Annotated in this window: 20 protein-coding genes and 2 tRNA genes; 13 read left to right on the forward strand and 9 right to left on the reverse strand. The window is 35.7% G+C overall.

The window, feature by feature from the left end; genetic code table 11:
- Positions 1-110: 110 nt before the first annotated feature.
- Positions 111-278 carry a hypothetical protein gene (locus tag HW279_RS08910; RefSeq protein ID WP_178958716.1) on the reverse strand — a complete coding sequence of 56 codons (168 nt, stop codon included), beginning with the start codon at positions 276-278 and terminating at the stop codon, positions 111-113.
- A gap of 307 nt (positions 279-585) precedes the next feature.
- Between HW279_RS08910 and HW279_RS08915 the strand changes: the two genes are divergently transcribed.
- Positions 586-1560 carry a deoxyhypusine synthase family protein gene (locus HW279_RS08915; protein ID WP_002671829.1) on the forward strand — a complete coding sequence of 325 codons (975 nt, stop codon included), beginning with the start codon at positions 586-588 and terminating at the stop codon, positions 1558-1560.
- 112 nt (positions 1561-1672) lie between these two features.
- Here HW279_RS08915 and HW279_RS08920 read toward each other — a convergent pair whose 3' ends face one another.
- Positions 1673-2194 (reverse strand): hypothetical protein, encoded by a 522-nt coding sequence (locus HW279_RS08920; protein WP_178958717.1) that lies wholly within the window; start codon positions 2192-2194, stop codon positions 1673-1675.
- Positions 2195-2294: 100 nt separating this feature from the next.
- Here HW279_RS08920 and HW279_RS08925 point away from each other — a divergent pair, with 100 nt between their 5' ends.
- The 9 genes from HW279_RS08925 to HW279_RS08965 all read left to right on the forward strand — a co-directional run bounded on the left by HW279_RS08925 (position 2295) and on the right by HW279_RS08965 (position 8941).
- Positions 2295-2894, forward strand: a complete 600-nt coding sequence (locus tag HW279_RS08925; protein ID WP_178958718.1) for a SprT-like domain-containing protein — start codon at positions 2295-2297, stop codon at positions 2892-2894.
- 27 nt (positions 2895-2921) lie between these two features.
- Positions 2922-3995 (forward strand): mannose-1-phosphate guanylyltransferase, encoded by a 1074-nt coding sequence (locus tag HW279_RS08930; RefSeq protein WP_178958719.1) that lies wholly within the window; start codon positions 2922-2924, stop codon positions 3993-3995.
- Positions 3980-4432, forward strand: a complete 453-nt coding sequence (locus HW279_RS08935; RefSeq protein ID WP_002671846.1) for a retropepsin-like aspartic protease — start codon at positions 3980-3982, stop codon at positions 4430-4432. Before HW279_RS08930 ends, HW279_RS08935 begins: the two co-directional genes overlap by 16 nt.
- A 67-nt stretch (positions 4433-4499) precedes the next feature.
- Positions 4500-5018 carry a hypothetical protein gene (locus tag HW279_RS08940; protein WP_178958720.1) on the forward strand — a complete coding sequence of 173 codons (519 nt, stop codon included), beginning with the start codon at positions 4500-4502 and terminating at the stop codon, positions 5016-5018.
- 2 nt (positions 5019-5020) lie between these two features.
- Positions 5021-6112 carry a DNA polymerase III subunit gamma/tau gene (gene dnaX / locus HW279_RS08945; RefSeq protein WP_009418257.1) on the forward strand — a complete coding sequence of 364 codons (1092 nt, stop codon included), beginning with the start codon at positions 5021-5023 and terminating at the stop codon, positions 6110-6112.
- A gap of 11 nt (positions 6113-6123) precedes the next feature.
- Positions 6124-6729 (forward strand): DNA polymerase III subunit gamma/tau, encoded by a 606-nt coding sequence (locus HW279_RS08950; protein WP_178958721.1) that lies wholly within the window; start codon positions 6124-6126, stop codon positions 6727-6729.
- A 195-nt stretch (positions 6730-6924) separates the two neighbouring features.
- Positions 6925-7689, forward strand: a complete 765-nt coding sequence (locus tag HW279_RS08955) for a DeoR/GlpR family DNA-binding transcription regulator (RefSeq protein ID WP_002671857.1) — start codon at positions 6925-6927, stop codon at positions 7687-7689.
- A gap of 27 nt (positions 7690-7716) precedes the next feature.
- The gene (gene arsC / locus HW279_RS08960; RefSeq protein ID WP_016479622.1) at positions 7717-8058 is read left to right on the forward strand and encodes an arsenate reductase (glutaredoxin); all 342 of its coding nucleotides are present in this window, start codon (positions 7717-7719) and stop codon (positions 8056-8058) included.
- A 7-nt stretch (positions 8059-8065) separates the two neighbouring features.
- Positions 8066-8941 carry an outer membrane beta-barrel protein gene (locus HW279_RS08965; RefSeq protein ID WP_178958722.1) on the forward strand — a complete coding sequence of 292 codons (876 nt, stop codon included), beginning with the start codon at positions 8066-8068 and terminating at the stop codon, positions 8939-8941.
- A 349-nt stretch (positions 8942-9290) separates the two neighbouring features.
- On the opposite strand, the gene HW279_RS08970 is transcribed toward HW279_RS08965, so the two are convergent.
- The 6 genes from HW279_RS08970 to HW279_RS08995 form a co-directional block, all read right to left on the reverse strand.
- Positions 9291-10127, reverse strand: coding sequence for a hypothetical protein (locus HW279_RS08970; protein WP_178958723.1), 837 nt, complete (start codon positions 10125-10127; stop codon positions 9291-9293).
- 214 nt (positions 10128-10341) lie between these two features.
- The gene (locus HW279_RS08975; RefSeq protein ID WP_178958724.1) at positions 10342-10833 is read right to left on the reverse strand and encodes a hypothetical protein; all 492 of its coding nucleotides are present in this window, start codon (positions 10831-10833) and stop codon (positions 10342-10344) included.
- A gap of 85 nt (positions 10834-10918) precedes the next feature.
- A complete protein-coding gene (locus HW279_RS08980) occupies positions 10919-13564 on the reverse strand; it encodes a hypothetical protein (protein WP_178958725.1) in 2646 nt (881 codons plus the stop codon).
- 76 nt (positions 13565-13640) lie between these two features.
- Positions 13641-16493 carry a carbamoyl-phosphate synthase large subunit gene (gene carB / locus HW279_RS08985; RefSeq protein WP_178958726.1) on the reverse strand — a complete coding sequence of 951 codons (2853 nt, stop codon included), beginning with the start codon at positions 16491-16493 and terminating at the stop codon, positions 13641-13643.
- 186 nt (positions 16494-16679) lie between these two features.
- A tRNA-Gly gene (locus tag HW279_RS08990) sits at positions 16680-16752 on the reverse strand.
- A gap of 201 nt (positions 16753-16953) precedes the next feature.
- On the reverse strand, positions 16954-17688 hold the full coding sequence (locus HW279_RS08995; protein ID WP_178958727.1) for a biotin--[acetyl-CoA-carboxylase] ligase: 735 nt from the start codon (positions 17686-17688) through the stop codon (positions 16954-16956).
- A 93-nt stretch (positions 17689-17781) separates the two neighbouring features.
- Here HW279_RS08995 and HW279_RS09000 point away from each other — a divergent pair.
- The 3 genes from HW279_RS09000 (at position 17782) to HW279_RS09010 (ending at position 23141) form a co-directional block, all read left to right on the forward strand.
- A tRNA-Met gene (locus HW279_RS09000) sits at positions 17782-17855 on the forward strand.
- Between the two features lie 398 nt (positions 17856-18253).
- Positions 18254-21013, forward strand: coding sequence for a sodium-translocating pyrophosphatase (locus tag HW279_RS09005; protein ID WP_178958728.1), 2760 nt, complete (start codon positions 18254-18256; stop codon positions 21011-21013).
- A gap of 85 nt (positions 21014-21098) precedes the next feature.
- Positions 21099-23141, forward strand: a complete 2043-nt coding sequence (locus HW279_RS09010; protein ID WP_178958729.1) for a M3 family metallopeptidase — start codon at positions 21099-21101, stop codon at positions 23139-23141.
- A gap of 52 nt (positions 23142-23193) precedes the next feature.
- Here the strand turns inward: HW279_RS09010 and HW279_RS09015 are convergent, their stop codons facing one another.
- Positions 23194-24732 (reverse strand): YifB family Mg chelatase-like AAA ATPase, encoded by a 1539-nt coding sequence (locus HW279_RS09015; RefSeq protein WP_178958730.1) that lies wholly within the window; start codon positions 24730-24732, stop codon positions 23194-23196.
- Between the last annotated feature and the right edge of the window lie 545 nt (positions 24733-25277).

Consider the following 25277-nt stretch of genomic DNA (forward strand, 5'->3'; position numbering starts at 1 on the left):
CTTTTTAGTGTTTATATATTAAGTTGCAAAGGTAACAATATAATTTAAGAAAGCAACATAAAAAAGATATTTTTATTTTTAATACCTCAATAATCAATATCTATTCTTCTTTATACTCCTTGCTGTTGTTCGGTGTACAAATCCTTGTCTATTCTGCTTTTAGAAATTCCCAAAGTCTTAATTACTTGATTATAAGCCTGCACGTTCTCTTGAGCTTTTACAACATAAAGAGTAAAGTAGTAGACTTCTTTGTTTTTCTTTCGTTTTATTACCCTCAAAATTACCTTTTTTCTTCACTCTTAACTTCTTATTATCAACTATTTACATACCCTTTCTATACCAATCGTCCAAGATTCGTATAAGCTTCCTATAAGCTCCCTATAAGCTAAGTATAAGATTTTTTCTTCCAAAAGTACATTTCCTTGTTATTTATAATTTCGTTTTCTTTTCTTATTTCTTATGCCTAATTTTGCCCTATACTATTAAGCTCGTTTTCATCATTATAATATTTTTGTGCGTGATAATTTGTCAGTAAATTTAAATGTATTATCTTTGCACCAACAATTTAGATTTTAAAGTAAAGAAATGAGTAAAGGACCTATTTCTCAATTTATCGAGAAAAACTTTTTACACTTTAATGCAGCAGCTTTAGTTGATGCTGCCAAAGGATATGAAACCCATATCACTGAAGGCGGAAAAATGCTCGTAGCACTTGCTGGAGCAATGAGTACGGCAGAATTAGGTATTTCGCTTGCCGAGATGATTCGCGCAGGAAAAATAGATATTATCTCTTGTACAGGGGCGAACCTCGAAGAAGATGTGATGAATCTTGTAGCACACTCTCATTACAAGCGTGTTCCTCATTACCGCGACCTCACTCCTGAGCAAGAAAGAGAGCTCCTCGACGGTCATTACAACCGTGTAACCGACACTTGTATTCCTGAGGAAGAAGCTTTCCGTCGTTTGCAAAAACACTTAGAAGACGTATGGCACGCAGCCGAAAGTAAAGGTGAACGTTATTTCCCTCACGAATATCTATATCAAGTAGTGAAATCGGGGGTATTGGAGCAATATTATGAAATCGACCCTAAAAATTCTTGGATATTGGCAGCAGCCGAAAAGAACTTGCCTATCGTATGTCCAGGTTGGGAAGATTCAACTACCGGTAACATCTTCGCCGCCAATGTAATCAAAGGAAACTTGAAAGCCTCTACTGTGAAAACAGGTATCGAGTATATGATTTATCTCACCGAATGGTATCGTGCCAATTCAGCGGGTAAGGGCGTAGGTTTCTTCCAAATAGGAGGCGGTATTGCTGGTGATTTCCCTATCTGCGTGGTACCTATGATGTATCAAGATTTGGAATGGGAAGGCGTACCTTTCTGGTCGTATTTCTGTCAGATTTCCGATTCTACCACCAGCTACGGTTCTTATTCAGGAGCAGTGCCTAATGAGAAGATTACTTGGGGTAAATTAGATATTGACACCCCTAAATTTATAGTAGAATCCGATGCTACCATTGTAGCACCTCTTATTTTTGCTTATCTTTTAGGTAAGTAATTTAAACTAAAAGGTAAAAGGGAACAAGTGCCGCTATACTTGTTCCCTTTTACCTTTTACTCACATATCCAGCTATGAGCCCTCGCTGGCTTTACCTTTTACCTTTTATCTTTTATCTTATATAGAACCCTTCTTTCCCTTGTTCTCTTCTTATGAAAATATAGCCTTGGGAGTAGACGTCTATATACACCGTAACCCTTTCATTAGCAGTAAGAGCTTGCCATAGAGAGGCTTTTCCTTTTTGGTAAATATTGTTGATGATAAGAATACTATCGTTGTGCATATAATTTAGATAAATACTTAAATCTTCTTTGGGGTAATTGATAAAAAGCAAGTCGTATGTAACAGATAGTTGCAACTGAAAGCTAATGTTACAGGTTTCTTTTATAGCAGTTATACTATTTAGCATATCTTCATCAGTGAAAATAGTTTTTACCTCTAAATAACGAATAATCTTCAATAATAACACCAATTGTCTTTTGGATAGGGTAGGAGGAAAACCCTTGATTTCTTGACGATTTACTAATTGTTTATTGTACAAGCAACGAGTTACAAAGTTGTAGACAAAAGGAGAGTGTACCCCGTGCTCATTAGTAGATTTTAGAAGGAATTTTAAATAACTCTTAAATTGCATTTTTTCTTTTCTTCAAACAAACACGGCAAAGGTAGAGAAAATTAGTAAATTGGCAAATTTTATTTGTGGGTATAAAATATTATTTGTACATTTGCAGGCTATGAGAGAAATTCTTGTTAAATATTTACCTGATAACGCAGTAACACCTTGTTTTGAACTGATAAAAGTAAACAACATCTATTTGAGAATTGTAAACGAACGAAAAACAAGGCACGGCGACTATCGGCAACTTCCTAACGGGCAACATCTCATCACAATGAATGCTACTGCTAATAAGTATCGTTTCTTGATAACTTTTATTCACGAAGTGGCTCATCTGGTAGCTTTTGAACGCTTTGGACGGCTTATCAAACCTCACGGTAACGAATGGAAATACACTTTCCAACAACTGATGAAACCTTTTATCATCCCTGAGATATTTCCTCAGCAATTATTAGGAGTATTACAACGGCACTTTCTCAACCCTATGTCTACTAGTGATGTAGACCCCGCATTGACAATCGCCCTAAAACAGTTTGATATCAATGAAAATATGAGCTTTATTTATGAGATTCCTTTAGGTAGTACGTTTCGTATCAAAGACGGACGCATATTTCGCAAAGGACAACGCCGTGTGAAATGTTATGATTGTGTGGAACTCGGCTCAGGCAAGAAGTATATCTTTCAACCTCACGCCGAAGTAGAGCTCATAAAAACTTAAAATCTTGAATTAAAATATTACAAATATATGGTGAACAATTATTATGCAGTGATTATGGCAGGAGGCATAGGTTCGCGCTTTTGGCCTGTAAGTACAACTGAATATCCTAAACAATTCCACGATATGCTCGGTACAGGGCAAACGCTTTTACAGCGCACTTATTCCCGCTTGCAGAAGTTTATTCCGCAAGAGAATATTCTCATTCTTACTAACGAACGTTACAAAGAGATTGTAGAGGAACAAATTCCTAATATATTGCCTAAAAACTTGGTATTAGAGCCCTATATGCGCAATACAGCTCCGTGTATACTCTATGCCGCAATGAAAGTGAACAAACGCAACCCCAATGGCGTAATGATAGTAGCCCCCAGCGATGCGTGGATTGAAGACGAAAAAGCTTTTATGCACAATGTGATTACTTGTTTTAATGCTGCACAGAAAGCTGACAATATTCTTACTTTGGGTATAGTACCTACTTTCCCTAACACTGGTTATGGTTACATTCAGTATGACAAAGACGATAATACTAATATCAAAAAAGTAAATCAGTTTCGTGAAAAACCTGATTACGATACCGCCAAAGAGTTTTTAAAACAAGGTAATTTTTTGTGGAATGCGGGTATCTTTATATGGAGTACACAAACGGTACTTACCGCTTATAAAACCTATCAACCGGTGATGTATGAACTCTTTGAGAAAGGTAAAGCTACTTATAATACTGAAAACGAAGTCGATTTTATAGCCAAAGCCTATCCGAAAGCCGAAAATATATCGGTAGATTACGCTATTTTAGAGCCGTCTACTAACATTTATGTGCTCCCTGCTAATTTCGATTGGAACGACTTAGGTTCTTGGGGCTCTCTACACGACAAGACCCCTAAGGATAGTGCCCAAAATGCCGTAATTAATGCAAGAGTATTACTCAAAGATGCCGAAAACAATATTATCCGCACCGAAGGTGATAAATGTGTGGTAATAGATGGGCTCAAGAACTACATAGTGGTAGATAGAGACGATGTATTGTTGATTTATCCCAAGGCAAAAGAGCAAAACATTAAAGAGATAGTAAACGAAGTAAAGAATAAATGGGGATTACATTAAAGAAGTTACTCACCGAGAAGGGATACACCTCTGTTCCTCTTGAATTTACGCTTACCAAACACTTTGTTCTACAAGCTAAAATCAATGGAGTAGAAGGACGTTTTATTTTGGATACGGGGGCTTCTAACACCTGTGTAGGAGTAGAGTGGATAACCTATTTTAATCTGCAAGCCGAAGCCTCCGAAATAAAAGCAGCAGGAGCAGGAGCAAGTGGTATGGAAACACAAGTTGCCGCAAAAAATCACTTAGAGATAGGAGGAATGAGTATGCACAAACTTCCTTTAGTACTTTTTGATTTAACTCACGTAAACGAAGCATTAGCAGAGTTTCAAACACCCCCTGTTCACGGTATTATAGGAGCTGAAGTACTCCAAAAGAGAAAAGCTGTGATAGATTATGCAAAGAAAAGGCTGTATCTCTATTTCGCTCCTAAATAGCAAAATGTATTACCTCTTGTTGTAGGTTCATATTTTTTTCGTACATTTGCAAAAACATTTATACTTGATGAGTAAAAAAACACTTTATTTAGCCTTTATGATAGGTTTATTTGCAATAGCTTGCAATGATGGTAATTTGGAAGTAGATACCATTTCATTTGAAAATTCTGATGTGCTATCTTGTACGACCAATGATACTACGGCTACTTTTTTATTCAAATATAGTCAAAAGCAAGCACTTATTCTTAATTTACCTGCTAATATTTTAGAAAATAAAGAAAAGACAGTTTCAGGCACTATACCCACTAATTTTAAACTTTATTACCGTACTTTCAGCGATGCGGTAAATACCAATTATTTTTGTAATACTTATCCTCCCGCTACCCCTAATGTTACTTCGCAAATTGAAGCCACAGGAGGTACTGTTACAATTGTCTCACGTCCCATTTATAATGAAACAACAGGTGCTTTGTTGCGTTATGACCATCAAATAAGCATCACTGATTTGGTACTCGTAAATCAAGAAGGCAATAAAATAGTAGATTCTAATTTTGTTTTTGGGACTTATCAAACTAACAAACAGTAGAAATGAACCACTTTGTAGTATCAGCACGCAAATATCGCCCACAATCATTTCGTGATGTAGTAGGACAGCAAGCTATTACTAATACCCTACTCAATGCCATTGAAAATAATCACTTGGCACAGGCACTTCTCTTCACAGGTCCTCGTGGAGTAGGAAAAACTACTTGTGCCCGTATTTTAGCGAAAAAGATAAATGAACAAACTTCTGGGGTAGAAGATGAAAACGATTTTGCTTTTAACGTCTTTGAGTTAGATGCTGCCTCTAATAACAGTGTAGATGATATTCGCAAACTAATTGAACAAGTGCGTATTCCGCCTCAAGTAGGCAAATATAAAGTGTATATCATCGATGAGGTGCATATGCTGTCTACAGCGGCTTTTAATGCTTTTCTCAAAACATTAGAAGAACCTCCTAAACACGCTATCTTTATCTTAGCAACTACTGAAAAGCATAAGATTATTCCTACCATATTGTCACGTTGCCAGATATTCGATTTCAAGCGTATTACTATCAATGACATTCGAGAATACCTAAAATATATTGCAGAACAACAAGGAATTGAAGCAGAAGATGAAGCTTTGCAAATCATAGCACAAAAAGCCGACGGTGCAATGCGTGATGCCCTTTCTATCTTCGACCGTGTGGTGAGCTTTTCAGGAGAAAAAATAACACGACAAGCTACTTCCGAAATACTGAATGTGTTAGACTATGAGGTCTATTTTAAAGTAACTGATCTTATTTTAGACAATAAACTCCCTGAACTATTGATAGCATTTAATGATAGTATTGCACAAGGTTTTGACGGTAATCATTTTATTGCAGGCTTGGCAAGCCATTTTCGTGATTTAATGGTATGCAAGAATCCTACAACCATTTCCTTAATGGAAGTAGGGGAGGAGACCCAGAAGAAATATGCTGAACAGAGTGTTCGTGCTACTGTACCTTTTTTAATGGAAGCTATCGCTATTGCCAATGACTGCGACCTAAAATATCGTACCAGCAAAAATCAGCGTTTGTTAGTGGAGGTTGCCCTAATGCAACTCGCTTCTCTGACCTATGAGGGGGATAAAAAAAAAATGATGGACGCTTCATAATTCCTGCTTATGTGTTTAATGGGCAAAGTCATACAACAGAAGTACAGCTCAACTCACAAACACCTATTGTTGCCTCTCCTATAAATTATAAAAATACTACAACAACTACGCTTAATCCTAATATACCTATTATTAGTAAAACGGAACGTACAGAGGCTGTTTCTAATTTTTCAATTAAAAGTGTACATCTAAAAACAGAACATCAAAGGAATTTCAAAGAGGTGGTAATAGATCCTAATACGCTACCTCGTGAGAGTTTTTCAGAAGAGACCTTTAATCAGTTTTGGGAACGTTATATAGATGAATTACTTGTTAAAGGTGAACGCATACAGGCATCTATTCTTAAAATTGCAATATTAAGATTAGAAGGAACTACTATTCATTTGGAAGTATCAAGTAATACAGCTAAAAATGATATTGTTCAGATGGAGCATAAACTTTTAAATTATTTGCACAAATCTTTGCAGAATTATGATCTTACTATTGAGATAAGTGTAAATGAAGAAATAGCTAAAAGAATAGTAGTAACTCCCGAAGATAAATACGAGAAATTATTAGAAGAAAATCCTATCTTACAAGAGTTTAGAAGAGCTTTTGAACTAAATTTAAAAGGATAGAAAAACAGTATTTTTAAAACTCAGTGCTACATAATTTATAGTTAGTAGTGTTTTTTATTTTCTAATTCTTTTGTTTTTTTCAATATAATGCCTAATTTTGCCGAAAATAATCTTAATAAGATGTTTTGTCTATGGTTAGATAAGTATAGACAAGAGGTACATTAAACAGTTGAATATTAATAAAATTAATAAAATATGAAAGTACTTAATGAACGACAATCAAAGATTTTAGAGAGCTTAGAAACTAAAAAGTACGTCAGTGTAAATGAATTGAGTGATAAGCTTAAAGTTTCGGTAGTTACTATACGTAAAGACCTTAATCTCTTGGAACAGGAAGGCTATTTGCATCGTACTCACGGTGGAGCTAGTAAGCAAATGCGTTATGTGTTTGAGCAAACAATAACTGAGAAAGAAACTCAAAACGTAGAAGAGAAAACGCGTATTATTACTAAAGCGTTGGACTTTATTAAAGAAAATGAGTTTATCATACTTTCATCAGGAACTACAGCTAATCTTTTAGCTCAAAAAATTTATGGTATACGCAACCTTACAGTACTTACTCCTTCCCTTAGAGTAGCTTTAGAGGTCTGCAAAAATCCTAGTGTAAATACTATTCACTTAGGAGGAGAAGTTCGTAAAAACTCTACCTCCACTATTGGCGTACTTGCTGAAGAAACTCTTAGTAACTTCTCTTGTACTACTTTATTTTTAGGAGTTGAAGGTATTGACCTTGATTATGGATTAAGTTCTACCAATGTAGGAGAAGCTCATCTAAATCGGAAGATGATGGAACGTGTAGATAAAACTATTGTTTTAGCCGATTCCTCTAAGATTCACAAACGAGGCTTTGGTTTTATCTGTTATGTAGAGAAAATAGATATGCTTATCACTGATGCAGGTGCTGACCCTGAGTTTGTAGAAGAACTTGAAAAACGCGGTGTAGAAGTAATTATTTGTTAATTATCAAAATGATTGACACATATAAGAATGATAACTATATATCACAATCCTAAATGCTCCAAATCACGTTGTGGTTTGGAGCTTTTAAAAGATTCGGGGAAAGAATATCAGATAGTAGATTATCTTAAAAAAGGTATTTCTAAAGAAGAACTAAAAAATCTCCTCACTAAGTTACAGATGTCTCCTATTGAATTAGTGCGTACTAAAGAAAATATTTGGAAAGAGCAGTTCAAAGGAAAAACGCTTACTGATGATGAGGTTATAGAGGCAATGATACAATATCCTCAACTCATTGAGCGACCTATCGTAATAGTCGGTGATAAAGCTGTGATAGGGAGACCTACTGAAAGAATAAAAGAAATTATATAAAATAAGAATGAGAAGAACGCTATTAGGCGCTATTGCTTTCATTTTTGGAGCAACAGCTATGTACTCGCAGGCATATCTGTCTGTGAGTGGAGGGTATGGTTTTAAAACCCACCAGAAAGTATTGGGTAGAGATGCTACTGACCCAACAGCTATAACCGACCTAAAAGGGAGTTATGGAGAAGGATACCAAGCACAATTACGAGGAGGATATTTTTTTCATAAGCGTTGGGGAGGTGAATTAGCTTTAGGATATCTTCATGGTGAAGATATGGACACTAATAAAAACCAAATATTGAATATGAAAGGACATGGGAGGGCTTTTGGAGCTTCTCTTTCGTTAGTATTTAATATTACTGATAATTTATATCTGCGTGCTGGAGGTGTTACCAAAATAGGGGGCAGAACAGAAATACAAACAGAGCTCAATGCTTTTGGTTTACCCTTGAGCTTGTTTAATCCAACAGCACCAGCTGGGTCAACTGTAGATATAAAAGCTAATTTTCAAAACAATTTTCACGGTAAAATTCCCTTTGGTTTTATAGGAGGGATAGGCTACCGCTTTAAGGTTAGTGATAAAGTAGCTTTTTTTATAGAAGGTGAATATCTCAATATTAATGTACCTCGTAAGGAATCTAAACTTAAGGATTTTTCGGCTACTCGCACAGTAGCGGGAACATCTGTAGCACTTACACTTCAAGAATTTAAAAGATATATGTTAGCCTTACAAAATGTACCAGCATCCCCTAGAACAGAACGCCTTAAACAATTGGCTACTCAAGTAGCACCATTACTTGAAGATAGTTATAGTTGGGAAGGTAAAGGAGCTCCTGATGCCCCTTATTCTTCTATAGGGTTTCACTTTGGAGTTACTTATATGTTTTAAAAATATAACTTTTCTAAAAGAAAAAAAACAAATTATAGATAACAAAAGGAACTCCTCTTTTTATTTAAAGAAATCTTATATTTAGCTTATACAAACCTTATACTAGTCTTTGATGATTGTTATGGATGTATGTGTATGATTTATTTATGGATTACACTTTAAGGAAAAGACAATGTAATACAAAATAAAGCAGTCGTAACACGACAGATATAAAAGCGTACTTGTACTGCCGTAGGAAATGGAAGAATAATTAATATTTTGTTATATCGAACTTGATATTAAATAATTAATATTGCCCCAAAACTTTTGGGGCAATATTATTTTATGCTCTTATTTCTTCTTTTATTAGCTAAAATCTAAAAGTTCCTCCTATACCTAAAACAGTTTCAAAGAAGAAGAAATCATGTTTGGCTTTATCGGCAATATCATAAGTAGTTCGAACGTCATACATATTAATATAACCTCCTTTGAGTTCACCAACTATAAGGAAGTATTTAAAAAAAGTGAGGTGCAAACCTGCTTTAGCATTTACGCCTGTCCCTGCAATGTGAAACTCGTCATAACGCTCTTTATTAAGTAACTTAGTATTCGTTTTTGGATACAGTGCTCCAAAACCAAGACCTTCAGTAAGATTTACCTGTAATATATCGGTGTTGCTAATACCAAATAAACGAGAAATATCGTCTATACGAGCTCCTTCAACTACTACATAGTTCAGACCGTCAGTATGCTCAAAGGTGAGAAAATCTTCGCTAAGTAACTTGTCAGTATTGTTATAAGTACCATCATGAGAAGTGTTAGAACCATTGATGTAACCGTTCATTTTTACAGTTTGTCCATTTTTCATTACGTATTTCATATGGTCTACGCCTGCAGAAATCGTATAATGGTCGGAAATATGGTAACCAATATGGAAGTTAGTTTGAGGAATGGTCATCCGCAAAGGATTAATATAATCTATATGCCAACCTTTCGGTTTATCTACAGCCTCTACATCTTTGATGGTAAAGTTGTAATTGTTACCCGAAAAAGTAATATCGGAATTGGTATAATAGGCACGATTACCGCCCCAATAGAAGAAAAATTTACCCTTATTGTGGGTAGTGTAACGCTCAGTAGAAGCGTTTTGTGCAAAAGTAGTTAGTGTGCTAATGCCTAACAACATAGTGATAAAAATTTTTTTCATTAGTGATTATTTTTTTAGTTTTGAGGGCGCAAAAGTAACTATTAATTTTTTATTCACCAAGTTGTGTTTATTTTTTCTTTTCTATTTATCTAATTCTTCTTAGGGTTAAAAAAAATCTCTCCAAAAATGCAACTAAAAACAAAAGAGCAAGTTCACACTTGGTTTGGCTTTTTTTGCTTGCATTGACTGCTTGTAAAGAAATACTGCTATTTTTCTAAATCTCCTCCCATAGGATAAAGAAATTCATATACAGTTCCTTAGCAGAAAGTTTAGGATACAGATAACAAATGAGCTTTTTAGTAAGTTTCCCTTTGCTCATTCCTGCAAAAATAAGTTCATCACCCTTATAGATTGTCAGTTGCTTGGTTGCTGTTGAAAAATGCAAGGTAAGCATTTCATTTCCGTTTGCATAGAAAAGGAAACTACTTACTACATCGTTCAATAAAGGATATTCTTCTTTATAAACTGTTTTATCTTGCAATATTTTAAACAATCGTTTTCCTTTTGATAGAGTGAGAAGTTTTCGTTCTTCAGTGATATGTTCTTCTTCAGGAGCACCAAGCCACGAAGTTTCTTTTGTCCAGCCCGTACGATGTATAACTGCGACACTATCTATTTTACCCTGATAGAGTTTGCTAAAATCCATCGCTTTAGGATATTGCGCTAATGCGAGACAAGGAAGGAGAAATAAGAATAAACGGAGCATAATAATTATATTTTTATCCTATTCTACTTTTAAGTTTTAAGGGGTTTATAACTTGATAGGTAGGTGATATAGTTTGCTTTCTCTATTATATCTTTCCAAATAACTGTAATTTTTCTTTTAATATTTTCTCAAATTCATCCTTTAATGCTGTTTCAAACTTTTGTAAATTAGAAACTTCTTCTTTATTTTTATCAATAGTATATTTCCTCTTATAATTAAATACTCCATCAGGAATAGGTTTATTAGTTAAGGCACCTGAAAAATTCATTGTAACTTCATAAAGCCCTGATATTTTCTGAAATACATATTTATATTCTATTACAATTTCTTCTCCAAGTATTATTTCTTTTATATTATCTTCTTGTACTTCTTTTATTCCCTCTAAATTTGTCCCTTTAAAACGTATAGTGCATTCTTTCCCTTTCTTATCCAGACATTCAAGAGGAAGTTCTTGTGTTTCATCATACATATATTTAAAAGATTTTACATTAGAAGCTTTAAATATATTTGATGAATCTGTATCAATAAAACTAAATAGGAAATTTATTCTATCTTTATTTGCAAAATCTGAGAATTTAATTTCTATAGCTTCTTTTTCAATTTTATTACGTTCAAGCAGTTTTTCATATAACTGTTTGACAATTCTTTGGGCTAAAACTCTAGCAGGAGTTGAATTATATTCTTTATTAATTTCTATTTTTTTTGTCTCTGAATTAACTTTAGCTGAAACTTTAGCTGTACTAAATGTAGTACTGACCAAAGCTTGCTTATTAGGATTTTCTTCTTCTAAATTTAAAAGATATTCATAAATTCCTTGATTATTATCTGGCAACTTTTGCTCCACAGAAACTATTTTAGCCTTTAAATCTTTTTCTAATAAAGTTCTATTAATCATATTATCAGAAAAAAGATTTACTATTTCTTGATTTTCATTTGTTAAAGCAAATTGCACAAAACTTGAGCTTGGAAGATTTTCAGAAATATTAACAATTTCAATAATAGATTCCATATCAGTAGGACTAAACAACATACTTGTCATCAATTGTACTATTTTTGTTTTATCTGCTGTTTTAAATAAAACACCTTTGCTCTTTAAAAAAGTTTTTAAATCTTCTGATTTAATAGCATCTGAATTTAAGAAAGGTTTTATTGAATCTCCATATGGAAGATATTCAGTAAGATAAGATTGAATTTTTAGAGAACTTGCAGTAGCTTCTCCAGCATTCTCATTTATTATAGTTGAAGACTTTTCAGTTATAAAAGAAATTTTTCTTATAGAATCACTTAATTCTAATCTTCTTACTTCCAATCGTTCTCTCAATTCCGCATTTTTATAACTACGAATTATTTCAATTACTTCATTATAATGAGAATCTTCTTCGTAATCTGGAAAATATATCTTATATTCATTAGCCAGTCCGCTTGTTAATCTTATTAATAACCATATTATTTTTTTTAATCTTTCGCGATTATAAGAATCAGAGCAAAAAAGTAATACACTTATTTTATCTTTATCTTCCTTAATAATAGGTAGAATAGAAGAATTAATATATTGAGGAGGTAAGTATGTTTCTCTTTTTCCTATTTTATCATTTTTTGAGTTATCTTCTGTTATTGGGTATAGAAACTTTGTTTCTATACCCTCTCTATATGCATTTGCAGTAAGGACTGAACTTATTATAAATAAAATTTGTTTATTATCAACTGTATAATAGATTATATCCTTATTTAGATTAGCCCTTTTAAAATTATCTGATAAATTAGGCATTTTTATACCTTGTTCAGATTCTTTGAATGATAGCACAAACTGAATGTAATGCTCTATAAGCTTCTTTGTTGATATTTCTTCATCTTCAATAAGTTGTTCTCTTACTTTTTCAAAAGCATAAATATCCTTTTTTAGTTCTTTCTGATAGTCTACAATGGGATATTGATTATATATATCATAATTAATATATATAACATCCTCCATATTGTTTTTCAAAGGACTTTCTCTAGTTCCCCAAAAATCTATTTCAAACTTTTCATAGCTATCTAATTTTTTATTAAAAACACTTACACTTTTCTTTGAAGTAAGTAGATTCTTCCAACCAATCAATTTTAATATATTTTTAATAATAGTATTTTCTATAGTATCACTATTATTTTGAGTAGGTAGAATTATATGAGAATATAAGTTATTTTCTGAATATTTTTTTAAGTTCTCAAGTTTTTTTAATAATTTAGATTCAAATTCTTCTCTATTAACCTCTTTTCCTTTTATAGAGTCCTCTAATATTTCATGATTTAAAGAATTAATAAATAAAGTTCCTGTATTTGAATCAATAGGGGATATATTTTTTGTTTGAAAAAAAGAATTCAATCTACTATAAATAATATCTTTAAAATCACTAATACTATATGATTTTTTATTTATAGTAACTCCTTCTACTTCTTTTTTTATATTATTATCAATTTCACCTATGAGAAAAAGCTCGTATTCCTTTGCATCTAAAGTTCCTAATCTTAGTTCTCTTGCCCATTTTCTAATTTTTGACAGAGTCATTCTATTTATAGAGGACTTAACTTGCACAACTTTTTTACTCCCATCAGCATAAGTCCATCTGATGTCAACTTTTTCAGATTCATCATTAGGTTCAACACTAATCGTTAACCAATCACCATTGAAAGACTCTAATAAAGCAACTAATGATTGTAATATATATCCTTTTATAGCAAATTGTCCACTCATATTTTTAAATCTAAATTTTCTGCAAATATACAACTAAAAACCAAAAAGGCAAGCCCGTGCTTGCCTTTTTAATTCTTTATTTTGAAAGATACATCTTCCTCCTCGTATAAATCTCATAGAAAGCATCATCTTTAAGACTATCTATAAACAAGATGCTTTCGCCGGTAGATTTCATTTCAGGGCCTAGTTTCTTATCTACATTCGGGAATTTGTTGAACGAGAACACAGGTTGCTTAATAGCAAAGCCCTCTAAGTGCGGATTGAAATGAAAATCAGTGAGCTTCTTCTCGCCCAGCATTACCTTGGTAGCATAGTTCACATACGGCTCTTGGTAGGCTTTAGAGATAAACGGCACTGTACGAGATGCTCGTGGATTTGCCTCAATAATATACACTACATCGTCTTTTACGGCAAACTGCACATTGATAAGCCCTACCGTATTGAGTGCTAAGGCTATTTTATGAGTATGGTCTTTTATTTGTTGGAGTACAAACTCACCCAAGTTGAACGGCGGTAAGGTAGCGTTACTGTCGCCTGAGTGAATACCACAAGGCTCTATATGCTCCATAATACCAATGATATACACATTTTCGCCATCGCATATCGCATCGGCTTCAGCTTCTATGGCACCATCAAGATAATGGTCGAGTAGGAGTTTGTTATTAGGTATCTTGCGCAATAGGTCTACTACGTGGGCTTCCAATTCTTCTTTGTTAATAACAATCTTCATTCCTTGTCCGCCTAATACATACGAAGGACGTACCAATAGCGGGAAATCCAATTCATCAGAGAGTTTGAGCGCCTCATCGGCCGTTTCAGCTACTCCAAAACGCGGATAAGGAATGTTATTCTCTTTCAGCAGAGTTGAAAAACTACCTCTATCTTCTGCCAAATCCAATGACTGGAAGCTAGTACCTATAATTTTAATACCGTATTTATCTAATTTTTCAGCCAATTTCAAGGCTGTTTGTCCGCCGAGCTGTACAATAACTCCCTCTGGTTTTTCGTGCTGAATGATATCATAAATATATTCCCAGAATACAGGCTCAAAATAGAGTTTGTTAGCCGTATCAAAGTCGGTGGAAACGGTCTCAGGATTGCAATTAATCATTATGGTTTCATAACCGCACTCTTCAGCAGCTAATACCCCGTGCACACAGCAGTAGTCGAACTCAATCCCCTGCCCTATACGGTTAGGGCCTGAACCGAGTACTACCACCTTTTTGCGGTCGGTTACTACACTGTCGTTGGCTACGTATTCCTTGCCGTCAGCAGTGCGGATAGGCGCCTCAAAAGTAGAATAATAGTAAGGAGTTTGCGCCTTAAACTCAGCAGCACAAGTATCTACTAATTTAAATACACGGCGTATATTCAGTTCCTCGCGTTTTTTGTGTACTTCACTCTCCCAACAGCCCAGCATATAAGCAATTTGTCGGTCGGCAAAGCCTTTTTGTTTGGCTTCAAATAGGAGTTCTTTAGGTAGAGTATCTATTTTATAGCGCGATATTTCTTTTTCGAGCGCACATAATTCTTCGTATTGCTTGAGGAACCACATATCTATCTTGGTAATTTCGTGTATACGACTCAGCGGAATACCCATCTGTATCGCATCGTATATCACGAATACCCTATCCCAGCTCGGGTAAGTAAGTTTCTCGATAATCTGTTCGTAATTTTTATAGCCTTTGCCATCAGCTCCTAAACCATTGCGCTTGATTTCGAGCGATTGGGTGGCTTTCTGCAATGCCTCTTGAAAAGAACGTCCTATACCCATTACCTCACCTACCGACTTCATTTGCAAGCCAATAGTGCGGTCAGAGCCTTCAAACTTGTCAAAGTTCCAACGCGGTATTTTCACAATCACATAATCTAACGTAGGCTCAAAGAAAGCAGAGGTAGATTTGGTGATTTGGTTTTGCAGTTCGTCTAAATGGTAACCGATAGCCAGTTTGGTAGCAATCTTAGCGATAGGATAACCTGTAGCCTTAGAAGCCAAAGCCGAAGAACGCGATACACGTGGGTTGATTTCAATAGCGATAATATCTTCTTTTTCATCAGGCGATACCGCAAACTGCACATTGCAACCGCCGGCAAAATCGCCTATACTGCGCATCATCTTAATAGCCATATCGCGCATACGTTGGAAAGTGCGGTCAGATAGAGTCATCGCAGGGGCTACGGTGATAGAATCCCCTGTGTGGATACCCATAGGATCCATATTTTCAATGGTACAGATAATCGCCACATTGTCGTTTTTGTCGCGCAAAAGCTCAAGCTCATACTCCTTCCAGCCTAAAAGCGCCTTATCAATAAGCACCTCGTGGATAGGCGAGGCTTCCAAACCGCGATTAAGGAGCATATCAAAATCCTCTTTTTTATAGACGATAGAAGCTCCTGTACCGCCCAAAGTAAAGGACGGACGTATTACGAGTGGAAAACCAAAGCGTTGCGCGATTTCTTTCCCTTTGAGGAAAGAAGTAGCTGTTTCAGACGGTGCCATAGGGATACCAATTTCATCGAGCAGCACGCGGAACTTCTCGCGGTCTTCAGTGATTTGTATGGCATCAATATCTACCCCGATGATTTCTACCCTAAAGTCTTTCCAGATACCTTTCTCATAAGCCTCAATACAGAGGTTAAGGGCTATTTGTCCGCCCATTGTAGGGAGAACAGCATCTATTTCGGGGTGAGCTTTTAGAATTTCCACTAATGATTTAGTGGTGAGAGGTTTCAGATAGACCACATCCGCCATAGAAGGGTCTGTCATAATGGTAGCAGGGTTAGAGTTAATAAGTATAGTTTTGATACCATCTTCGCGCAAAGAGCGCAACGATTGCGAGCCTGAGTAGTCAAACTCGCAGGCTTGTCCGATGATAATAGGTCCTGATCCTATGAGCAGAACACAATGTAGGTCGTTTCTTTTAGGCATTTTTATATAGATATTGTGTGTTTCATTAAAAAAAAAATAGCTACATTTTTCAAAAGAAAAACACAGCTATTGTATTATTAGAAAAGAATATCCTATTGTATCTCTTGAGAGTACTGCTTAAAGGGGTACAAGGGAGGGCTTGTGGCGTGATATTCATTTAACAATTAATAATTGGAAATTAAAAAGAGCGAAAAACGGGTCTCGAACCCGCGACCTCAACCTTGGGAAGGTTGCGCTCTACCAGCTGAGCTATTTTCGCTTATCTTGTTTTAGTAAATTTGCAACTGATTTGTTTTTCATTTACGGGGGCAAAGGTACAAATTATTTTAAGAAAAGCAAAAAATAGGTAAGAAGAGGATAACAAAAAGGGAAAAACTGCTAAACTATGATAAAATTAATGTTAAATCAAGTAAAGCTATTGTCACTCTCATATATTTTATTTGTTAGAAGTAGAAAGAATTTAGTATAATAAAGTTATTTCTTTAAGAGAAAAAGTCTTTATAATTCTTTGTTCCGTTTCTACAATTAATTTTCCAGAAGGTTCCACACCTCTTATAATGCCTGAAAAGTTCTTTTCTTGGCAAGAACGGAAAACGGATATTCTATTTAGTTGGAATAGGTACTTCTGGTAAATAGTATAAATGCTTTCGAAAGACTGTTGAGGAAGTGTAAAAAGGTTTGATTTTAATTCAGAAAAGATTAGTTTCATCACTTGTTCTACTTGAAAATCTTTGCCAGTTAATTTTTTTAAAGAAGAGGCTTTAGGTAAGCCATTGAAATTTGTTTGGTTAAGATTGATCCCAATACCGATTACACATTTCTCAATTTTAGTTTTTTGAATGGTATTTTCTATTAATATTCCGCCTATTTTGTAACGTTGAGAAAGGATATCATTAGGCCATTTAATATTTATATTAGGAATGTTTAATTTCTCTAATACTTTCATTATTGCAATAGGTACAAGCATATTGAGCAAAAAAGCATCTTTTAAATCTAAATGCTCAGGAAGGAATAAAACACTAAAAGTAAGATTCTGATAGGGTTCACTTGTCCATTTTGTTCCATATTGTCCTATACCTGCAGTTTGTTGAGGAGTCCAGACTACTAAAAAATTAGGAAGAGAATCCTGAATATGTATTAAATCTTTTAAGTACTGATTAGTAGAATCAACACTTTTTAAGGTAATGATGTTCATAAAAAGTAAAAAATAGTTATAAAAATTTGGTAGTATAAAAAAATGTAGTACATTTGCACCCGCAAAGTCAGAATAAGACATAACAAAATAGATGGCGAGGTAGCTCAGGTGGTTAGAGCGTTGGATTCATAACCCAAAGGTCACGGGTTCAAATCCCGTCTTCGCTACTAAGATTAAACAAAAGAAAATGAGTGGTTTAATTTATAAATCACTCTTTTTTATGTCTGAATAATTTAGTGAAAATTAAGAAAAAAAGCTCTGAAAAACAAAAGTCTCTACACTAAGACCTGAATTTACAATGCTAATAATGATGCAACCACTTTGGTAGTGGGCGGAATCAAAAATCGTGCCATCCAAGTAGTTACGAAAGAGTATGATGATTAACTTTCTTAATGATATTCTGCAGACTATGTTTTATATGATGCTATGAAACAAAAGAACAACTAGATTATAGGAGCAGTATTTGATAGTAGACCAGGTGTACTAAAAAAATCCTTTTTTATTTTTTCGTTACAATTATCTTTCGTACTTTTACGCCCTAAATTTAACTAATTATAATATTTGTATGGATAAAATGATGTTATATTTACCGTTAGTCCTTGCAGTTCTTGGACTTATCTTTATGATTGTGAAGGCTTCGTGGGTGAACAAACAAACCACAGGCAATGAGCGAATGCAAAGTATTTCCAAAAGTATCAAAGAAGGGGCAATGGCATTCCTCAATGCTGAGTACCGCATTTTAGGTATTTTTGTGATTATTGCTTCTATTGCTCTGTTTATTGTTTCTCGTATGGTTGAAACTTCTCACTGGCTCATTGTTGTAGCTTTTGTGTGTGGGGCTTTTTTCTCTGCTTTAGCGGGAAATATAGGAATGCGTATTGCTACCAATGCTAACGTACGCACTACCGAAGCGGCTCGCACTAGCTTGCCAAAAGCTTTGAAAGTGTCGTTTGGAGGTGGTACTGTGATGGGATTAGGAGTGGCAGGTTTGGCAGTATTAGGCTTGAGCTTGTTCTTCATCCTCTTTGTAAACACTTTTGTAGTAGGAGGCAAATCGTTTTATGACGAAATGACTCTTGTACTCGAAGCCTTAGCAGGTTTCTCACTCGGTGCTGAGTCTATTGCTCTTTTTGCTCGTGTGGGAGGGGGTATTTACACCAAAGCTGCCGACGTAGGAGCTGACCTCGTAGGTAAAGTAGAAGCTGGTATCCCTGAAGACGACCCTCGTAACCCTGCTACTATTGCCGATAATGTAGGTGATAACGTAGGTGACGTGGCTGGTATGGGTGCTGACTTGTTCGGTTCGTATGTGGCTACTGTACTTGCTTCAATGGTATTGGGTAACTACGTGATTAAAGATATGGCAACTGCCAATGGTGGTACATTTACTGATGCCTTTGGTGGTTTAGGACCTATCTTATTACCATTAGTAATTGCCGGTGTGGGTATTATAGCTTCTATCATTGGTACTTTCTGTGTAGGCATTAAAAACAACGATGCTAAAGAAAAACAAGTACAAAGTTCACTAAATACAGGTAACTATGTAGCTTTAGCTCTTACTTTAGTAGCTTGCTTCTTCCTTATTAAATATATGTTGCCCGAAACTATCCAAATGAGTTTCTTTGGAGAAGGAGTAAAAGAAATTGCAAGTATCAATGTATTCTACGCAACTATCGTAGGTTTGGCAGTAGGCTTGCTCATTTCAGCTATTACTGAACACTTTACCGCTTTGGGTAAAAAACCGGTATTGAATATCGTACGCAATTCATCTACTGGAGCTGCTACCAACATTATTGCAGGTTTGGCAACTGGTATGAAATCAACTTTTGGTTCTGTACTGCTTTTTGCTGTAGCTATTTGGGGTTCTTATGCCTTAGCAGGTTTCTATGGTGTGGCGATTGCAGCATCAGCAATGATGGCAACTACAGCTATGCAATTGGCTATTGACGCTTTTGGTCCTATTGCTGATAATGCTGGGGGTGTAGCCGAAATGAGTGAATTGCCAAAAGAAGTGCGTCAACGAACTGATATTTTAGACTCAGTAGGAAATACTACTGCTGCGGTAGGTAAAGGATTTGCTATTGCATCAGCAGCTCTTACCGCCTTAGCCTTGTTCGCTGCTTATGTGACCTTTACAGGCATTTCTGGTATCAATATTTTCAAAGCAAACGTATTAGCTGCCTTGTTTATCGGAGGTATGATTCCAGTAATTTTCTCAGCCTTGGCAATGCAATCAGTAGGGAAAGCTGCTATGGATATGGTGAACGAAGTACGTCGCCAATTCCGTGAAATTCCTGGTATTATGGAAGGTAAAGGTACTCCAGAGTATGGTAGATGTGTAGATATTTCTACCAAAGCTGCTTTGCGCGAAATGATGTTACCTGGTGCCATTACTATCATCACTCCTATAATCATCGGTTTTGTGATGGGTGCTGAAGCTCTTGGCGCTTATATGGCTGGTGTAGCTGTATCAGGGGTTGTATGGGCTATCTTCCAAAACAACGCTGGTGGTGCTTGGGACAATGCTAAGAAATCATTTGAAGCAGGTGTTGAAATCAACGGACAAATGACTTACAAAGGTTCTGACGCTCATAAAGCTGCCGTTACTGGTGATACTGTAGGTGACCCATTCAAAGATACTTCAGGCCCTTCAATGAATATCCTTATCAAACTCACTTGCTTGGTAGGTTTGGTAATTGCTCCTATCTTGGGTGGACATACTGCCGATGCTTCAGGTACTCCTATAGAAGCTCAAATTCGTCAAGGTGAAGGTGAGGGAGTGATGCCTGTGGAAGAAGTAGTAGTTATTGAAGAAGGTAAGCTTAACGCCGATGGTGACTTCGAGTACAATGTAGGTGATTTATTCCAATTGAGCCTTTTTGACAATACAATGTTAGAAGTAGGAAAGAACTCATCTGAAGCACACCTCGTGAAATTGATAGAAGATAAAAACCTTACTACTCCAGAACAGTTCAAAGATAACTGGATTACTTTGGATAGAACTTACTTCAAAACGGGTAGCGATGAACTTACTGAAGGTTCAGAACAACAATTAAAGAACATTGTAGCTATTTTGAAAGCTTATCCTAAAGCTGCTATTCGTTTAGGAGGTTATACTGATAATACGGGTAGTGTTGAAGGTAACAAAAAACTTTCAGAAAGACGTGCTAATTCAGTGCTAAACAAATTGGTAGCATTGGGTGCTAACAAAGCTCAATTGAGCGCTCAAGGTTATGGTGCAGAACACCCTCTTTGTCCTGCTAACGATACTCCTGAGTGCAAAGCTAAAAACAGACGTATCGACATACGTTTGACTGCTAAATAACAGTATTTTAGTTACTATATAACCTCAAAAGGGGTGTTTGAGGAACTTCTTCCTCGAACACCCTTTTTATAATCATCTAAAAACTATGAAATTACCTTTATTTTCAGCAGCTATATTGCTCACTGCTTTGGTAGCCTGCAACGACTCAAAGACTTCAAAAATGACAGAAAACACAGAGAACAATCCGCTATTGGTAGAAAGTACTTTGCCTTATGGAGCTCCCGACTTCTCAAAAATTAAAGACGAGCATTACCGTCCCGCCCTGCTCAAAGGAATGGCTTTGCAAAACGAACGTATTGCAACTATTGCTAATAGCAACGAAGCGCCTACTTTTGAGAATACAATTATCGCTTTAGAAAAAAGTGGAGTAGAATTGGAACGTGCTTCAGTGGTATTCAATGCCTTAACTGAGGCAAATACTAATGATACCTTAAAAGTATTGCAAAAAGAATTATCACCTAAGTTTGCCGAGCACGCCGACGGCATTCACCTGAACGAAAAACTCTTTGCGCGTATCAAAGCCTTATATGATAAACGTGATAGCTTGAATTTAGATGCTGAATCGCTTAAATTGTTGGAAAATTACTATGAAGATTTTGTAGTAGCAGGTGCTAACCTATCGGCTACTGATAAAGAAACTCTTAAAAAGTACAATAGTGAGTTAGCTTCTTTAGAAACTGATTTCAACCAAACGCTTTTAGAAGGTTCATTGGCAGCCGCTCAAACTATCAATGGTCAGAAAGTAGAGATTGTGAATACTACCCAGCAACCGCTTCTTAGTGAATTGGCTGATCGTAACGCACGTAAACAACTATTTGAAGCAAGCTGGAATCGCACTGATGGGGGAGCCCATAACACTAATGATATTCTAAAACGTATTGCCATACTCCGCGCTAAGAAAGCTGAGCTTTTAGGCTTTAAAAATTATGTCGAATGGAGTTTGCAACGCACTATGGCAAAAACACCTGCTGCTATTGCTCAATTCTTTAAAGATTTAGTGCCTGCTTCAGTAGGTAAAGCCAAAGCAGAAGCTAAAGAAATACAAGCACAAATCACTAAAACGGGAGGTAATTTTACTTTAGAGCCTTACGATTGGAACTTCTATGCCGAACAAGTTCGCAAAGCTAAATACGACCTCGATGAGAATGAAATCAAACCTTATTTCGAACTGAAAAATGCTCTTGAAAATGGTGTATTCTATGCAGCTACAAAACTTTATGGCATTACCTTTAAAGAACGCAAAGATATACCCGTATATCACCCCGATGTATTGGTGTATGAGCTTTTTGAAGAAGATGGTACGCCATTAGGACTCTTCTATGGTGATTTCTTTGCTCGTGAGAGCAAACGCGGTGGTGCGTGGATGAGCAACTTTGTAAACCAATCGAAGTTATTAGGCACTAAACCTGTTATTTACAATGTGTGCAACTATGTAAAACCTGCCGAAGGCAAACCTGCTTTACTTACTTACGACGAGCTTACAACGCTCTTCCACGAGTTTGGTCACGCATTGCACGGTTTCTTTGCTAACCAACAGTATGCAAGTTTATCAGGAACAGCAGTAGCACGCGATTTTGTGGAGTTTCCTTCACAATTCAATGAACATTGGGCTTTGTATCCTGAGGTACTTAAAAACTATGCAGTACATTACGAGACCAAACAACCTATTCCACAAGCACTTATTGATAAGATAAAAAAAGCGAGTACCTTCAATGAGGGGTATGCTTTTACCGAAGTTTTGGCTGCTGCCAATTTAGACTTGCAATGGCATACTATTCCTTCGGATACTATCATCAATAATGTAAGTGATTTTGAGAAGACTGCTTTACAAAATACAGGCTTATGGGTAAAAGAAGTACCTCCAAGATATCGATCATCTTACTTTGCTCATATTTTTGGCGGAGGCTATGGAGCAGGTTATTATTCTTACCAATGGACAGAGATGCTTTGCCACGATGCCTACCAATGGTTTGAAGAAAATGGAGGGCTTACTCGTGCTAATGGACAACGTTTCAGAGATTTGATACTCTCCAAAGGCAATACAATGGATTACGAAAAAATGTATTTAGCCTTCAGAGGGAAAGCTCCTGCTATTGAACCATTACTCAAAGCACGAGGATTGAAGTAATAAAAAAGCAGGTTACAATAACCTGCTTTTTTGTTTTTTTATAATACTACTTTTATCCTCCAAACCAACCTTCACGGTCTAAACTGCGATATTGAATAGCTTCGCCTATATGATGAGGTTGTACTTCTTCTGACTTTTCTAAATCGGCTATTGTACGCGCTACTTTTAAAATACGGTCATAGGCACGTGCAGAAAGATTGAGACGCGTCATAGCATCTTTTAGTAGGGTTAAAGAATCTGTATTTACTTTACAGAATTTCTGTATTTGTTTAGTATTCATTTGAGCGTTATAGTGAATATGTTCATATTCTTTAAAACGTTCTGTTTGGATATTTCGAGCATCTATCACCCGTTTGCGGATATCACGACTACTTTCACCTTTTCTATCATCTGAAAGTTTTTCAAAGGGTACAGGATTTACTTCTATATGAATATCTATTCTATCTAATAGAGGTCCTGAAATTTTACTTAAATAGCGTTGCATTTCAGCAGGTGTAGAAGTAACAGGAGCATCGGGGTCGTTAAAATACCCGCTTGGACTTGGATTCATACTTGCTACCAACATAAATGAAGCGGGGTAAGTAACTGAAAACTTTGCTCTAGAAATAGTAACTTCTCTATCTTCTAAAGGTTGTCGCATTACCTCGAGAACAGCTCTTTTGAACTCTGGTAACTCATCAAGAAAAAGTACTCCATTATGTGCGAGAGAAATTTCACCTGGTTGAGGATAAGTACCTCCTCCTACGAGAGCTACATCAGAAATGGTGTGATGAGGACTACGGAAAGGACGATGGCTCATTAAGCCTGTGTCCTTAATGCGTCCTACTACACTGTGTATTTTAGTAGTTTCAAGAGCTTCGTGAAGTGTCATCGGAGGAAGAATGCTGGGTAAACGCTTAGCGAGCATTGTTTTTCCTGAACCAGGAGGGCCTATTAAAATAACATTATGCCCACCAGCAGCAGCTATTTCCATACAACGTTTTACAGTTTCTTGTCCTTTTACATCAGCAAAGTCAAATTCAGGAGATTCTAAATCTCTGTAAAACTCTTTGCGCGTATCTATTTCGATAGGTTGTAATTCTTTTTCTCCATTAAAAAAATCTATAACTTCTTTTATATTCTCCACACCATAAACGTCTAAATTATCTACTATAGCAGCTTCTTTAACATTTTGCTTGGGGAGAATAAATCCTTTGAATCCTTCTTTGCGTGCCTGAATAGCAATGGGTAGCGCCCCTTTAATGGGTTGCAAACCGCCATCTAAGGATAGTTCTCCCATAATGATATATTTTTCTAATTCTTCACTTTGTATTTGCCCGTTAGCTGCTAAAATACCAACTGCAAAACTTAAATCATAGGCAGAACCTTCTTTGCGCATATCGGCAGGAGCCATATTGATGGTTATCTTTTTACCTGGAATTTTATATCCATTGTTTTGCAGAGCAGCTGCTATACGATAATTACTTTCTTTAATAGCTATATCGGGTAATCCAACCAAATGATAGCCAATACCTTTATCGATATTTACTTCAATAGTAATTGTGCTGGCTTCTACACCAAATACAGCACTTCCGTAAATCTTTACTAACATTTCTGTGGCTAATTTTTGCACAAAGGTAAAACATTCTTTGTAAATGAGCAATTTTATTTCAAAAAATAATCTGCAATATAGTTAACAAAAGTTCGAGATAAGAGAGAGTATAGCTCTTGCACTACAGGAAGCAGTAGCATGGCAAGGAATTACAAGGTAGATTAGAACTTTTACCAAAGATAAGAAAACGAAAATATAAACAACAGAGAAAGACGCTTTTTGGTTGATGGAATCTTATGGTTAGCTTATACAAAGCTTATAGGAACCTTGGACGAATCTTGGAAGATTGGTATACAAATACTATGTAAGTGACTAAAAATGAATAGTTAAGAGTGAAGAATTAGTGGTGATTTTAGAGTAATAAAACGAAATAAAAGCAAAGAAAAGATGAAGGAAGATTTCTTAGATGAAAATTGTAGCAACGCAAAGGAGATTGAAAAATAGTAATTTGTTGTTTAGAGCTGACGTTAAGTAAGTATATAAACAAAATAACGCAGGAGGTAAATCCTGCGTTATTCCGAACATAAATTTTAATACAAAATGAA

The organism is Capnocytophaga sp. oral taxon 903, assembly GCF_013394785.1.
Lineage (GTDB): Bacteria > Bacteroidota > Bacteroidia > Flavobacteriales > Flavobacteriaceae > Capnocytophaga > Capnocytophaga ochracea.

What these genes read in the sequence shown, in the direction of transcription:
- HW279_RS08965 (WP_178958722.1), top strand. Translation starts at nt 8,066, where the DNA reads ATGAGAAGAACGCTATTAGGCGCTATTGCTTTCATTTTTGGAGCAACA.
- arsC (WP_016479622.1), top strand. Translation starts at nt 7,717, where the DNA reads ATGATAACTATATATCACAATCCTAAATGCTCCAAATCACGTTGTGGT.
- HW279_RS08930 (WP_178958719.1), top strand. Translation starts at nt 2,922, where the DNA reads ATGGTGAACAATTATTATGCAGTGATTATGGCAGGAGGCATAGGTTCG.
- carB (WP_178958726.1), bottom strand. Translation starts at nt 16,493, where the DNA reads ATGCCTAAAAGAAACGACCTACATTGTGTTCTGCTCATAGGATCAGGA.
- HW279_RS08970 (WP_178958723.1), bottom strand. Translation starts at nt 10,127, where the DNA reads ATGAAAAAAATTTTTATCACTATGTTGTTAGGCATTAGCACACTAACT.
- HW279_RS08955 (WP_002671857.1), top strand. Translation starts at nt 6,925, where the DNA reads ATGAAAGTACTTAATGAACGACAATCAAAGATTTTAGAGAGCTTAGAA.
- HW279_RS08980 (WP_178958725.1), bottom strand. Translation starts at nt 13,564, where the DNA reads ATGAGTGGACAATTTGCTATAAAAGGATATATATTACAATCATTAGTT.
- HW279_RS08920 (WP_178958717.1), bottom strand. Translation starts at nt 2,194, where the DNA reads ATGCAATTTAAGAGTTATTTAAAATTCCTTCTAAAATCTACTAATGAG.
- HW279_RS09005 (WP_178958728.1), top strand. Translation starts at nt 18,254, where the DNA reads ATGGATAAAATGATGTTATATTTACCGTTAGTCCTTGCAGTTCTTGGA.
- HW279_RS08915 (WP_002671829.1), top strand. Translation starts at nt 586, where the DNA reads ATGAGTAAAGGACCTATTTCTCAATTTATCGAGAAAAACTTTTTACAC.
- HW279_RS08935 (WP_002671846.1), top strand. Translation starts at nt 3,980, where the DNA reads ATGGGGATTACATTAAAGAAGTTACTCACCGAGAAGGGATACACCTCT.
- HW279_RS08995 (WP_178958727.1), bottom strand. Translation starts at nt 17,688, where the DNA reads ATGAACATCATTACCTTAAAAAGTGTTGATTCTACTAATCAGTACTTA.
- dnaX (WP_009418257.1), top strand. Translation starts at nt 5,021, where the DNA reads ATGAACCACTTTGTAGTATCAGCACGCAAATATCGCCCACAATCATTT.
- HW279_RS08925 (WP_178958718.1), top strand. Translation starts at nt 2,295, where the DNA reads ATGAGAGAAATTCTTGTTAAATATTTACCTGATAACGCAGTAACACCT.
- HW279_RS09010 (WP_178958729.1), top strand. Translation starts at nt 21,099, where the DNA reads ATGAAATTACCTTTATTTTCAGCAGCTATATTGCTCACTGCTTTGGTA.
- HW279_RS08975 (WP_178958724.1), bottom strand. Translation starts at nt 10,833, where the DNA reads ATGCTCCGTTTATTCTTATTTCTCCTTCCTTGTCTCGCATTAGCGCAA.
- HW279_RS08940 (WP_178958720.1), top strand. Translation starts at nt 4,500, where the DNA reads ATGAGTAAAAAAACACTTTATTTAGCCTTTATGATAGGTTTATTTGCA.
- HW279_RS09015 (WP_178958730.1), bottom strand. Translation starts at nt 24,732, where the DNA reads ATGTTAGTAAAGATTTACGGAAGTGCTGTATTTGGTGTAGAAGCCAGC.